Raw genomic sequence first — 12172 nt, forward strand, 5'->3', positions numbered from 1 at the left:
GCCGTGGGGGGGGCGTGGGGGGGGCCGGGCCCCGCCTCTTTGGGGGGGGGTCCCCCCCCGGCCGTCTCTGTGGGGGGGGGGCCGGGGGGGGCCGGGGGGGGCGGGGGGGGGGCCCCCGCGCCGGCGTCAGGAGGCGTGGGCGCCCTGCGGGGCGGCGGCCTGCAGGGCCCTGCCGCGCCGGGTGATGTAGTCGTCCAGGCGGACGAGGGTCAGGCCGTCGTCGTCGGCCATCAGGACGTCCTCCAGGCAGCGGCGGCGTACGGTGTCGCGCAGCCGGCCCAGCCCGGCGTAGGTGGCCTCGGGATGACGCGCCTGCGCAATCAGTTCCGTGACCGGCACCGGCGGAGCGACCGGTTCGCCCTCCTCCAGCCAGTCGCGGACGCGGACGGCGAACTCGGCCCCCGGCCGGGCGACGACCGCGCCGGACAGGTCCGGCGAGAGCGCCTTGACCACGACGAGGGTGTTGTCGCTGTCCATCGCGCCGACGAAGTTGAACTCGTACTCCGCGCCGTCGCGGTGCTCGGGCTTGCCGCCGAAGCGCCGCATGGCGTGACGGCCCTGCTCGTCGGCCTCCAGGTGGTAGTCGGTCTTCGAGCGCAGCGTCACGATGACGTGGCCGGGATACGCGAACAGGGCGTCCCACATCCGGCGTTCGCGCGGCCTGACCTCGGTCCAGCCGGACTTGTTGCCGCCAGAGCCCCGCTTGGAAGCGTCATCGACCTGTTCGAGAACGCCGCCGTGGCCGGACCAGAACAGCGTGTACGGATCGACGATCACGGTCTCGTAGCCCCGCGCCGCGCACTCGGCCAGAGCCGCGACCAGCGCCTCCGGCGAGCAGTACGTCAGGGGCGGGCAGGTGTGGAAGTCGAACCGGCCGGCGTACTTCGAGACATGCCCGTGGACCGCCTCAATGACCGCAGTCGAGGATCCGAGCGCCGAGGCCAGCTCCAGCGCGGTGAACGACTTTCCGGAGCCGCTGGGCCCCGTCAGCGCGATGCGTCCCCGGATCTGGGTGTTGACCGCGGGACCGAAGGGGAACTGCGGATGGGGTGGGCGAGCGGCGGGAGATTCCTGTGGATGCGTCATGGTGTCCGTCAAGAGACCTCCGGGAGCATCTCGGTGGGTTCGGGGTCCGGTCCGCAGGGGCCGCGCACGGGGGCGCGAAGGCGCCCCCGGGGGGCCGGAACCGACTCCCTCTGACGCTATTAATTTTACCACAGGTACATATGATAATTGCTGGTCAGGTGGCGTTCTGCTTCCTATTTGGAGGGCTCTTCCTCGACGGTCTGGCCGGCTTGCTCGGCAGCTTTCTTCGTGTAGTAGTTGTCGCCGGGCAGGGGGCGGAAGGTCCGGCCGACTTGCTTGGCGGCCTTCTTCGCGTAGTAGTTGTCGTCGGGCAGGAGGTGGAAGGGCTGTCCCTCCGGTGTGAAACCGTCCGGCGCTCGGCCGGCGTACCGCGCCGCCTTGCGGTCCTCGGCGCCGGCCGCCCACTTCTCCAGCGTTTCCCGGAACCAGTACGGACGCTCGAGCTCGTCGATCCCGTCGGGCTCGGTGAACCGGCCTAGGGTGCGCGAGGAGGTGAAGCTGTTCTCCGAGCCGAAGCCGGCGATCTTCCACGCGTGCGCGTTGTAGTAGCGCAGTCGCCCCCCGGTCGAGGGGTCCACGTAGAGCGACGACTCGCCGGCCTTGGACCCGGGCTGCTCGCCTTCGGACCGTTCGGCGTCGGTGTGCTCAGCCGGGCGGGGGTCGATGGTCGGCTTGGCCGGCGTCCACTTCCCTCTTCCGCCGCGCCGCTCCATGGGGCTCTCGTCCGCATTCATGTAGCCCACGGCCTTCAGGAAGGCGACCACCACCTTGCGGGGGTAGCGCGGCGAGTCGTCGTCCGCCTCCGGGATCGCGACGTTCATCGCCTTGGCGACCATGCGCAGCGGCGGTTCACCGCCCGTCTTGCGCGGCACCTGGTGCCACTTCTGCGCGGCTTGCCGGCCCACGCCGGCTAGCTTGGCGATCTCGTTGAGGGTCAGCAGTTCGTCCTGGCGGGCCATCACGGCTCCTTGTCGCTAAAAAATAAATACACGGCCGATGGTACGGCAATTTAAATGGGTCAGGTGTGGGTCTGTGCGGTGCGCCTTACGCGCCGCGGCCCGGTGGTGGAGCGCCGAGAGCCCCGCGGACCGAGGCCGCGGGGCTCAGGGAGGGACGGGGCCGGATGTTCCGGGTGACCCGGCGCAGACAGGGACACCGAGATGACCGTCAGGAGAAGTCGAGGTCAGCGCAGCTGCAGTCAGCGTGCCGGCAGGGCAGCCGGCCGTCCTCGGTCAGGCGTGGAGCGTGGGTGGCGGGAGAGTGCCCGCACACGCACGAGGTGCCCAGCGCCACTCCCGCGAGCGCGCGTCGGTGGTACCGCTCGGCCAGCGCCGCGTTCACATCGCGCTCGGCCTCCGCCTCCGTGAGCGCAGCCCGGAGGCCGGCGGTGTCCAGCGGGCCCTTCATCTCGGTGGTGTCGACCTGGTTCAGCGCGAGCGCCAGGTCCGGATCGGCGGCGGTGCGGGCCAGCAGCAGCCGCAGCGCCGCTGCCTGTTCACCGGCCGACCGGGAGGCACTGGCGTAGGTCGCGTGGAGAGTCCGCTCGCTCATCGTGCGTCCTGTTCTTCGCTCGGGGCGCGGGGACGGGACCCGCGCACTGCGCTGAGGGTGGTGGGGGCCGGTCGGCCGGCCGCGGACCTGCGACCGGATGTCCGGGTGGCGGTCAGCGGCCTGCCAGCTGACGGCTCAGGAGCCAGGGGACGAACTCGTGGGTGATGCCGTCATAGAGCTCCTCGTCGGCGATCTGCTCGGGCTCATCGGCCTGGAAGAGCGACACGTGATCGGCCCGCAGCCCGAGGACATCGAGCGTGCGCAGGAAGTCGACCTTCTTGCCGAAGGCGACGAAGGCCACGAACGCGTCCATCGCCTCCTCCTCGTTCTCCCCGACGATCTCGCGCATAAGGGAGATCACTTCGGCCCGGTCGTCCGGGTTGCCGTCGGTCTGGAAGACGATCAGCGCGGGTGCGGTGGCCCCGGACCGCCGGTGCTGCTCCAGTACCGCGCGCAGGGCCGTCGCGTAGTACGTACGGCCCATGTGACCCAGGCTGTTGTGCGCCGCCTCGATCCGACCGGCATAGTCGTCCACGTCCACCGTGATCGTGCCGTCGACCTCGGTGGAGAAGAAGGTCACGGGGACCGCGCCGTCGTCGTCCAGGTTCCGCGCCAGGCCCAGGATCCGCTCGGCAAGGTACTGGACCGTGCCGTCGCTGTAGTACTTGCGCATCGAGCCCGAGCGGTCCAGGACGAGGTAGACCGCCGCCCGCTGCCCGCTCAGCCCTGACTTCTGCAGGCTGTAGGCGGCCTTCTTGGTCAGCTCGGGGAGCGGCGTCCTCACCGGCGTGGCAGGGGGCGGCCCGGAAGGGGCGGGGGAGGCGGAGAAGAGTTTCTTGAACATGGTGATTCCTGTCATCGGGCCAGGTCGGCCGTGGAACTGATCTATGAACGGTGCGCGGCGTGGCCTGTGGACAGAGTCCGCAGGCCACGCCGCCGCTGCGGACGCGCGCCCGCAGGGCGGCCGGGGCGGTACAGGGCGGCGAAGAAGGCCAGGTGCTGGCCGATCCCTCGGCCCTCCAGCGGGTGCTCGAGGCCGGGCCAGATCGTGCGGGCGAGGTCGGCGTACGCCTTGCCGGCGAAGACCGTCACGCGCGCGGCACTCACGCCGAGGAAGTGGGCCTGCCGTGCCAGGGCCTGCCGGGTGACCGTGCCGCTGTCTCCGGCGCGCAGGTCGTAGTGCAGGATCCGGTCCTCGTCGCGCAGGAGCCCGAACTTCGCCGACAGGATGAGGACTTGGGCCGAGCCGTTCGCCGATGCGGCGGCTGCCGCCCTGCGCGCCGCGACATGGTAGGAGCCCACGTACATCTCCCCGGCCGGGGCCGCAGGTACGTCGAGCTTGCCCATCGAACAGGGCACGAGCAGGAGCTGGGTAAGCGGCTCGGCGCGGGCCCTGTCCCGGCCGCGTTCGGAGATGCGAAAGCGCGGAGCACGCGTCAGGGGCCCGAACCGGTCCGTACCGCCGGCGGCGATCGACTCGACCAGGCCCAGCTCGGCGAGCTCGCGAACCTCCGGGTCGGGCACGGACGGCGGGAGATACCCCTGTGCGTGCACCGCAGCGGCGTGCAGACCCGCACACTGCCGGGTGCTGAGCCGATCCGCTGGGACAGCTGACGTCTGCCAGCGCTCGGGGAAGTGGTTGGTGGGGGCGTGGGGGGCCAGAGTCTCCTCCGTGGGCGAGGCAGGGCCGGGGCGGCAGGGCCAGCAGCCGACTCGGATCGTTCCTGCCGCCCCGGGGTCATGAGGGGAGAAGGCGCGCTGCGCCGGCTCCCGGAGCGGCCGCGGGGCCACGGCCGGCGGGTGGAACCCACCAAGTGACTAAATTAATGTAACTTCTAGGGGTTCTTGTGTCAACTTTTAAGCGTCAAGTCGGTGGGAGAGGTCTTCACTCGCAGGCCGGGCGAAGTCGACGACGGTGACCTCCCACAGGTTCGGCCCGGCAGGGCCGGCGGCCTCGGCCACCCCTGCGGCGCCCCCAGATGCCCGGCGCAGCTCCTGGAGCTGGTCCCGGGCGTCGTCGGCGCTCAGCAGGCCGCCCGCCCAGGAGCCTTCGATCTCGTAGAAGCGCGCCGCGACGATCCCGCCCGCGGGCGCGGGCGTCGCCGCCGGCAGTCCGTCGCCCGGCAGGTCGGACTCGGCGATCCGGCGGCGGGTCACCTCGCGGACGTGCTCGGTCAACGCGATCCGGGACACCCAGGGCCGCTCCCGCGCGAGACCCACGTGCTCGCGCACCGACGCGGGGGAGGTGAGGCGGTGGCTGGTGTACTCGTGGACCTCGGCGTCGCCGCTGTGGCGGTAGACGGACACGGACCAGGTCACCTGGCGCTCCATGCGCGAGAGGCCACGCGGCGCCTCCGGGATGCTGGGCGGAGGGATGGGTGGGCACCTCCTCGTGCGGCGGGGCGCAGTGGGCGGGGCCACCTCCAAAGTGGCGGCGGTCATCAGGCCGGCACGCCGCGCACGAGGGCGGCGTGCGGCCGCGTCTCCCCGGCATGAGGCTCGCCCGAAGTTGAGGGGCTGCCGGGGGTGTGGCACCACGAACACCGCACGTGCCGCTGCAGGGAGGTGTGCTCGATCACCGGGGTCCGGGTCAGGCGGGTGCAACTGCCGCAGGTGTACCAGCCCAGCGCGTTGAGGCCGGCCTCGGTGATCGTGTACCGGCCGGTCCCGGTCGACCGGGTCACATAGCCGCGCGGTACCAGGGTGTCCAGGATGCGGGCCGTGTGGGCGGCGGAGCGGAGCTGCCAGGAGCAACCGGCGGTCCAGGTGCCGCCGTTGTGGCGAGCGAGCGCGCTGAGGACGGTGCGCTGGTGACGGCCGAGCGGGCGGGTCAAGGGGCCTCCGAGGTGTCGAACTGCCGGTGAGGCCGCGCCTTCAGGATGGCGCCAGAGCACCGGCGACCCAAATAAATTGACTTATCCATCCTCTCAAGTTAAATTTATTGCGTCAATCGGGTTCGGTGCTGTCAGCACTCTCCCGACACCCGTCTACGACAAGGAGCGAGGGTGTACATGCACGGCACGAACGCCGACAGCGCGGACGGCAACGGCGGACAGGCCCCCAACGCCGAAGTCGTTGGCCTTCACGCCAAGGACCGCTCGCCGTGCCCCCTCACCGGCGACGACGAACACCGTCACCACCGCGGCAGGCCGCTCCGCCCGGAGTGCGCAGCGCTCGGCGGCCGCAACGGCTACGGCGTGCTCTGCGAATGCGGAACCCTCCTGGACTCCGGCAGCAAGCTCGCCGCCATCGAGGACAAGGCCCGCCACCTCGCTCTGCACCGGGGCGATCTCCTGGTCCACCGCGTCGTCCATGACTCCCACGGGACCCGCGTGATCCACGAGCTCCAGACCCTTCACCACTGAACGCCCCGCGCACGCCCCGCACCAGGCCGTCGACCGGCAGGCCCACCTGCGCGATGACCGGCGGGTGTTCTCCACGGCCGCCAGCCGCATCGAGGACGCGACGGTCCGTGCCGGGGCTTTCCACCGGCTCGACGGCCGCTCGGCCGAGCTCACCGTGTGGCACGCCCGCCTACGCCGAGCCGTTCCAGGACGACAACGGCTCCTGATCCCCCGCAGCACGACGGCGGCCGCTGTCCACAGACCACCAGTCGGACAGTCGTGCCTCCGCCCGGCTGCCCGCTTCCCCTTCAAGAAAGCGAGATTCACCCCGCGATGGCCCACACCGCCCGCCAGCTCACGATCACCGCGACCGCCGTCGCCGCCGCGTTCTGGCTCACCGCCTGCGGCTCCCACCAGTCCGCGCCGCTGGAGCACGGCACCGTGAAGAAGAAGCGCCACGACGCGGAGATCAACACGCCGATCTACCAGGACCGCTACCGGGAGACCAACTGCCGCACGGTCACCAACGCGCTCACCCTCACCGGCATCAACCGTCCGTCGACCACCGGCGGCTCCGGCGGGCGCTCATCCACCGGCGGCCGCTCAGGAGGCGTATCGAAGGTGAAGCCCGACTCGCCCAAGAAGCTCGACAAGGACAACTCCAGCGGCGGATCGCACGGCCGCAGCCGCACCGTCTGCGACCGCCAGTACCTCGGCCGCGTGCAGACCGGCGTGCACAAGACGCCGGAGGCGTGGCTGGTCCTGATCGTCAAGGGGGACCAGTCTCGCTGGAAGCCGGTCACCGAGACGAAGTGGCGCAAGATCAAGATCGGTGACCACATCTGACCCCCACCGGCCGGCGCTGTCCACAGCCCGCACCCGCGGGCGCCGGACTCTGTCCACAGGCGCGCCGTCACATCGTGATCAGGTCCTGACCCATCACAGGACCCCGCCGGGCCGTCCACCACGGACCCGGTCCGGCGGGACGTCCCTCGTGAAAGGCACCCGGCCGATGTCACCGATGTCCACGACCGCCTCCTGGCTGCTCTCCGTCGCCGGCTCGGGCATGTGCCTGTTCCTCGCCGTTCAGGCCTTCCGGTTCTGGATAACCCGGGACTGGCCCCGGGTGTGCACCACGCTGGTAGCGGTCCTGGTCGTCATGGCCATGGTGTGGCGCCCGACCCTCCCATTCGAGCTGGCGGCCAAGCTCCGCACGCCCCTTCGCGAGGACCTCCTCGACGAAGGTCCCGGCCCCCAGCACCATGACCCGACCAGCGCGGACGGCCCGGGCACCACGGATGGTCCGCCCTGGGGCACCCTCGCGGTCGTCCTCGGCGTCACGGCCGCCGCCCTCGCCCTGCTGCTGACCGTGCTCGCCCTTGCCGCTGCTGTGCGCCGCCGTCGCGAGCGCAGCCAGCAGCAGGCCCGCCGCGCCGACGAACTCGCCCGGCGCCGAGCCGACTTGGAAGCGCGCCACGACGCGGTACGCGACGCCTACGGAGACTTCGAGATGAACCTGCTCGACAACCTCCACCGCCTGGCCCTGGCCGACGTGAACGTGGCCCAGACGGCCCGGCTCATCGACGCCCTCGACGCCGCACGCGACGCCCGCATCGGCACCACCCCAGACGCCCTCGACACCTACCGCAAGGCCGTCACCGCCCTCGAACTCGCCTGGAAGAGCGCCGACCACCACGCCCGCACGACCGGTGCCAGCTACCTCCCGCCCGCCGAGCGACGCAACATCGAACAGGCCCAGGCCGCCCTCGCCGTCGCGCTCGACGAGCGGGGCTACGCCCCTCAACGCCAGCTCGCCCTGCGCCGCGCACTGACCCTGATCGAGAGCGTCATCCCCGTCCCCCAGGAGGCGATCGCCGCCCTGGAGAGCAGCACACGGCCCGCCCTGGCCAAGAGCTGAGGACCCCCGACCGCTGTCACACCCGCCTGGTACAAGAAGTCCGAGGGCACCTGCCGGCACCACGGCCCCTCGGGGCGCCGCGCCCGCCCGCCGCCACCATGTGAGGGGAACCCGTCACCGTGCCGCCAGCACCCCGCCCGATCCGACCGACCCGGAGCACCTACCTGGCACGCGCCCAGCACGCCGTCACCGCGCTGTCCCTGGGCGCCCCGGACTGGGACGCCACCCGGGACGTCCTGGGCGAGCACTCCTGGCGCAGCATCCTGCTGCGGGCCGCGCTGCGCACCGTCGCCGCCGGCGGTGAACTCCACGAGGCGATCCGCGGCAGGGGCTGGCAGGACCGCGACAGCCGGAGCGCCCACTACCAGCAGTTCTTCAACACGGAAGCCAGGATGCTCCGCCTGCTGAAGGTCGCGGCCTTCGCGCGGCGCCCGCTCGGGCCCCGGGGCCAGCAGTTCACCCGCAGCCAACTCCTCGAGCAGGCATACAAGATCGAGAACGCCTCAGCAGCCCAGCGCTTCTTCGCCCTGGAGACCGACGAGGAGGCCGCCCTCGGCTGCGTCCGCATCGGGCTCGGCCTGGTGCACCACCTCGTCAGCGGCGCACCGCTGCCCGCGAACTGCTCCACCGGCCTCAACTGGCGGTAAACCCCTGCGCCCCCGACGCGCCGCGCCCCTGCCCAACCGCCCGAGCACCGCAAGAACGAAGGACCCCCGTGAGCTACCTCCGCTTCCAGGACTCCCACGGCCACACCCACCTCAAAGGCCACGAGCGCCACTGGCTGCTCAGCATGGTCCGCGACCACGCGGGCCGCGTCCTCCTGGACCACCCCGACCCGGGCGCCGGCGCGCACGCGCTGTACGACCTGCTGCCGCACAACCACGAGCTCCGGGAGGTCCTGCCCGGCCGCCACGTGAGCCCGCGCCACTGGCTGAGCGGGTACGCGCGCGCCCTGCAGAACGTCATCTTCGACGACCCGATCGTCGACTACCGCGGCCACCAGATCCGCCCCCTGACCCTGACCCTCAACACCGCGATGGACGCAGGCCCGGACCCCCTGCGCCTGGCCGCCCGGCTGATGGGCCAGTGCGAGCTCAACACCTGGGTCGACGGCTCCCACCGGAGCTGGCTCGCCGGCGTCGTCGCCGAAGGCCTCGCCCAGGGCCACTTCCGCAAGGCGTGCGGCTGGGAAGAGGTGCAGAGCTTCCTGTGCGAACGCGACGACCACCCCGTCGTCGTCTCCGCCAGCGAGTCCTTCCCTGCCTGGTGGACCGCCTGTCCGCGGACCGCGGGCGGCGAGGACCTGGACGCCGACGCAGCCGAGCAGGAGTGGGAGGCGCTCACCCCGCCCGAGCAGTGGGCGCGCGGAATGGAAGCCCTGCGCAGCCGCACGTCCGACCTGCTGGAGATGACCCCGGACTGGGCGGACTACCGCTTCGGCTCCACCTTGTCCCTGGGCGACCTCCTGGCCCCCGACCACACCCGCCGCCTGGAACGCGCCTTCGAACTGACCGGCTGAACGGCGCCCCGCCTTCCCACGACCCGAACAGGAGCCACCCTTTGGACGTCAGCGTCTACCTCGACCGCACCGCTCTCAAGAACGCGGTCCTCACCCTCCTCATCCCGCCCACGGGGCCCGAACTTCCCCCGAGGGTCGAGGCCACCGGCACGGAGATCAACGGGGAGACGGACAACCCGGCGAGCCTGGAGCGGGCCCACCGGCACGCGGACGAGCAGGTCGCGATCGCGAGCCGCGTCGGCGGAGACTCGGAGGACGTTCACGATGAACTCGCCGAGCTCCTCGGCAACGGCGACACCATCGAGACGGCGGACCCTGAAGCCGACCGGGACACGGCCCACCAGATCATCACCGCCCTGGCCGCGGCCTTCCCGCTGCCGGCGTCCGTCCGCGACAGCCTTCCGCTCGCCCCGTGACCGGACGGCGACATGCTCGATGCTTCCGATAACGGCCCGACGAGCGAGCAGAACCGGGGAAGGGAACGAGCCGGAAGCCCGGGACCTGAGCAGGCCTCGCGTCGACCGCCCCCGGCCGTCCGGCGCGCACGGAGTCCCGAGGGTCCGGTAGGGCACGAACGAACTGACCCCCGGGGGGGGGGGGGGGGGGGGGGGGGGGGGGGGGGGGGCCGGGGGGGGGGGGGGGGGGGGCGGGGCGGGCGGGGGGGGGGGGGCGCGGCCCCGCCCCCGCCCCCCCCCGCGGGCGCCGGCGGCCCCCCCCCCCCCCCCCCCCCCCCCCCCCCCCCCCCCCGGGGGTCAGTTCGTGAACGCGTGCCAGATGCTCCACAGGACGAGCAGACCGGCGACCGCCGCAGCGACGGCGTCGCCTCCAGAGGGCCGCCAACCGGCGGCCCGGGCGAACGGGTTGATCCACGCGATGCGCTGGATGTGCTCGCCCACCGGGTAGTCGCCGTCGTGACGGCGCCGGCGGTGCCGTACGCCGTGTCCCTCGGCGCCGGCACGGAAGAAGTAGGGCCGGGACACCGTGCCGCAGCGCGTGCAGTTGTACGTGAACGCCACGGACGCCTCCTGATCCGATCGGTAGTCACCGGATCGTAGAGGGCAAGGGCCGCACCCGCGTACGGGCAGGGGCTCTTTCTCGCCGTTGGCCACGGCGGGCGTCGGGGCGGGGCCCGCCGTGGCAGAAGTGATGTCGACGGGCCGTAGACGAGGGTGTCGACGGCCCGTCGACGGGGGGTGAGACGGACGGTAGATGCCCTGGTAGATGGGGGTGTAGATGGCATCTACGCCCCCGTAGGGCCCGATCACGTGACGGCGTCAGGGGAGGGGGCGGGGACGGTCTGGAAGTGGGGCTGGGCGGGGGTGCTGGGCGGGGCCGGTACGGGGCCCTCGGCGGGGGGTGCGGTGAGGGTGGTGGCGGGGCCCGCGTCCTCGGCCTGGGCGGGGGTGACCGGGGGCCCCTCGGAGGGGGGTCGGGGAGCCGGCCGGGCGAGGGCCTCCAGGGCCTCGTCCAGCGAGGTGCCGAACGCCTCCTGCAGCTCGTCCGCGCGGACCCCCCAGGTGGGCCCCTTCCCCTTCGCGCGGACGTTCCTGCTGACGGGGATCCCGGCGGCGGTGCACCACTCCCGCAGTTGAAGCTGCTCCCACCCCTCGAAGCCCCGGGCCTCCTGCTGCAGCCGCCCGAGGAGCTCGGAGATGTGCACGCCCATGTACTCCGGCGCGGCGTCCCGGACGGCGGCCACGACGAACCGCGCGAGCAGGCGTGCGAAGCGGTCCTGCTCGGATTCCTCGTCCTGCTCCCCCGCAGATTTCTCATGATCGTTTTGAGTGGTGGTCTCCTGCGGCGGGGGAGCGATCATCCACGCGGTAATCACCCATGCCACCGCGAGGACGGCGGCTGCGACCGGCACGTACGCGGCGATGTACGGCCAGACGAGCCACATGAACAGCCAGATGAGTCCGGCGATGACGACGCCGGCGAACAGGAGGATCAGGCAGCCCAGGCCGATCCGCTCGATCGCGTCGTCGGCGGCGGCCCGGGTCGCCTTCCCGGACACCTTGGCGGCGCCCGAAGCCGGCTTGACTGCGGAATCGTCGTCGGCAGGAGCGCCGTCCTGCTCCCGTGCGGCCGGGACGGCCTTCGTCGGCGGGGCATCGAGGTTCATGGCCGCCGCCCAGCCGAGCTTGACGCCCCTGGCCGCCCTGCGCAGCAGGAACGAGGCGATGAGGCGCGACCCGGTCAGCAGCGGGAGCAGCAGGAGCCGCGGAGTCTGCCGGACGCCCTCGAACGGGACGGCGATCTCCTTGAGCAGCCTTCTCATGCGAGCTTGCCCAGCATCGCGCCGATCAGCTTGAAGAGGATCCCCCAGAAGGCGCCTGCCAGGCCCCAGGAGACGCCCGCTCCCAGACCGAGGAACGCCGGAGGGAAACGCCGCTGCCACTCGGGCAGGAAGGCCAGGGTGGTCAGGATCAGGGCGGTTCCGGCCGGCGTCAGCCCGGCGACGACGTTCGGGTCGTTGAGCGTTGAGGCCGCCAGGTCGTGCGTGCCCTGCGCGATCATCCTCCAGGTGCCCCCGGCGATGATGAACAGGATGCCGGTCACAGCAGCCAGCCCGGCGAGAGGGCGGCGGTCCTCGAAGTACTTCTTGAGCGGCTTCGAGCGGTTGCGGATGGCGATGATCAGGACGATGAATCCCGTCGCCGCGAGAGAGGAAAGACCGACCGCTCCCAGGCCCTGGCCCAAGCTGGCGTCGGGAGCGGCGAGCACGGTGTTCATGGGGGTCACGGGGTTGATGCC

General features: G+C 72.0%; 16 protein-coding genes. 6 read left to right on the top strand and 10 right to left on the bottom strand.

Annotated features, from left to right (window positions below; all coding sequences use genetic code 11):
• Positions 1-126: 126 nt before the first annotated feature.
• From ACFYOJ_RS26720 to ACFYOJ_RS26750, 7 genes are all read right to left on the bottom strand, one after another.
• Positions 127-1086 (bottom strand): AAA family ATPase, encoded by a 960-nt coding sequence (locus ACFYOJ_RS26720; protein ID WP_356559568.1) that lies wholly within the window; start codon positions 1084-1086, stop codon positions 127-129.
• Positions 1087-1259: 173 nt separating this feature from the next.
• A complete protein-coding gene (locus ACFYOJ_RS26725; protein ID WP_388598045.1) occupies positions 1260-2045 on the bottom strand; it encodes a hypothetical protein in 786 nt (261 codons plus the stop codon).
• 208 nt (positions 2046-2253) lie between these two features.
• Entirely contained in the window at positions 2254-2637 is a 384-nt protein-coding gene (locus ACFYOJ_RS26730) for a hypothetical protein (protein ID WP_356559552.1), read from the bottom strand.
• Between the two features lie 112 nt (positions 2638-2749).
• Positions 2750-3481: a VWA domain-containing protein gene (locus tag ACFYOJ_RS26735; protein ID WP_388598047.1), complete on the bottom strand. Its 732-nt coding sequence runs from the start codon at positions 3479-3481 to the stop codon at positions 2750-2752.
• Between the two features lie 41 nt (positions 3482-3522).
• Positions 3523-4191: a DUF6884 domain-containing protein gene (locus tag ACFYOJ_RS26740; RefSeq protein ID WP_388598049.1), complete on the bottom strand. Its 669-nt coding sequence runs from the start codon at positions 4189-4191 to the stop codon at positions 3523-3525.
• A 303-nt stretch (positions 4192-4494) separates the two neighbouring features.
• Entirely contained in the window at positions 4495-4968 is a 474-nt protein-coding gene (locus tag ACFYOJ_RS26745) for a hypothetical protein (protein WP_388598051.1), read from the bottom strand.
• Positions 4969-5078: 110 nt separating this feature from the next.
• The gene (locus tag ACFYOJ_RS26750) at positions 5079-5471 is read right to left on the bottom strand and encodes a hypothetical protein (protein WP_356559482.1); all 393 of its coding nucleotides are present in this window, start codon (positions 5469-5471) and stop codon (positions 5079-5081) included.
• Positions 5472-5648: 177 nt separating this feature from the next.
• Between ACFYOJ_RS26750 and ACFYOJ_RS26755 the strand changes: the two genes are divergently transcribed.
• The 6 genes from ACFYOJ_RS26755 to ACFYOJ_RS26780 all read left to right on the top strand — a co-directional run bounded on the left by ACFYOJ_RS26755 (position 5649) and on the right by ACFYOJ_RS26780 (position 9834).
• Positions 5649-6002: a hypothetical protein gene (locus tag ACFYOJ_RS26755; RefSeq protein ID WP_356559484.1), complete on the top strand. Its 354-nt coding sequence runs from the start codon at positions 5649-5651 to the stop codon at positions 6000-6002.
• Positions 6003-6314: 312 nt separating this feature from the next.
• Entirely contained in the window at positions 6315-6827 is a 513-nt protein-coding gene (locus ACFYOJ_RS26760) for a hypothetical protein (protein WP_356559486.1), read from the top strand.
• A 175-nt stretch (positions 6828-7002) separates the two neighbouring features.
• Positions 7003-7899, top strand: a complete 897-nt coding sequence (locus tag ACFYOJ_RS26765; protein WP_388598053.1) for a hypothetical protein — start codon at positions 7003-7005, stop codon at positions 7897-7899.
• Between the two features lie 119 nt (positions 7900-8018).
• A complete protein-coding gene (locus tag ACFYOJ_RS26770; RefSeq protein ID WP_388598055.1) occupies positions 8019-8546 on the top strand; it encodes a hypothetical protein in 528 nt (175 codons plus the stop codon).
• A 68-nt stretch (positions 8547-8614) separates the two neighbouring features.
• Positions 8615-9418: a hypothetical protein gene (locus ACFYOJ_RS26775; protein ID WP_388598057.1), complete on the top strand. Its 804-nt coding sequence runs from the start codon at positions 8615-8617 to the stop codon at positions 9416-9418.
• Positions 9419-9459: 41 nt separating this feature from the next.
• Positions 9460-9834, top strand: a complete 375-nt coding sequence (locus ACFYOJ_RS26780) for a hypothetical protein (RefSeq protein ID WP_388598059.1) — start codon at positions 9460-9462, stop codon at positions 9832-9834.
• Between the two features lie 336 nt (positions 9835-10170).
• On the opposite strand, the gene ACFYOJ_RS26785 is transcribed toward ACFYOJ_RS26780, so the two are convergent.
• The 3 genes from ACFYOJ_RS26785 to ACFYOJ_RS26795 all read right to left on the bottom strand — a co-directional run bounded on the left by ACFYOJ_RS26785 (position 10171) and on the right by ACFYOJ_RS26795 (position 12160).
• Positions 10171-10434 (bottom strand): hypothetical protein, encoded by a 264-nt coding sequence (locus ACFYOJ_RS26785; RefSeq protein ID WP_388598061.1) that lies wholly within the window; start codon positions 10432-10434, stop codon positions 10171-10173.
• Positions 10435-10679: 245 nt separating this feature from the next.
• The gene (locus ACFYOJ_RS26790) at positions 10680-11696 is read right to left on the bottom strand and encodes a hypothetical protein (protein WP_356559406.1); all 1017 of its coding nucleotides are present in this window, start codon (positions 11694-11696) and stop codon (positions 10680-10682) included.
• Positions 11693-12160, bottom strand: a complete 468-nt coding sequence (locus ACFYOJ_RS26795) for a hypothetical protein (protein ID WP_356559408.1) — start codon at positions 12158-12160, stop codon at positions 11693-11695. Before ACFYOJ_RS26795 ends, ACFYOJ_RS26790 begins: the two co-directional genes overlap by 4 nt.
• Positions 12161-12172: the final 12 nt, after the last annotated feature.

The organism is Streptomyces sp. NPDC006384 (assembly GCF_042870695.1).
Taxonomy (GTDB): Bacteria; Actinomycetota; Actinomycetes; order Streptomycetales; family Streptomycetaceae; genus Streptomyces.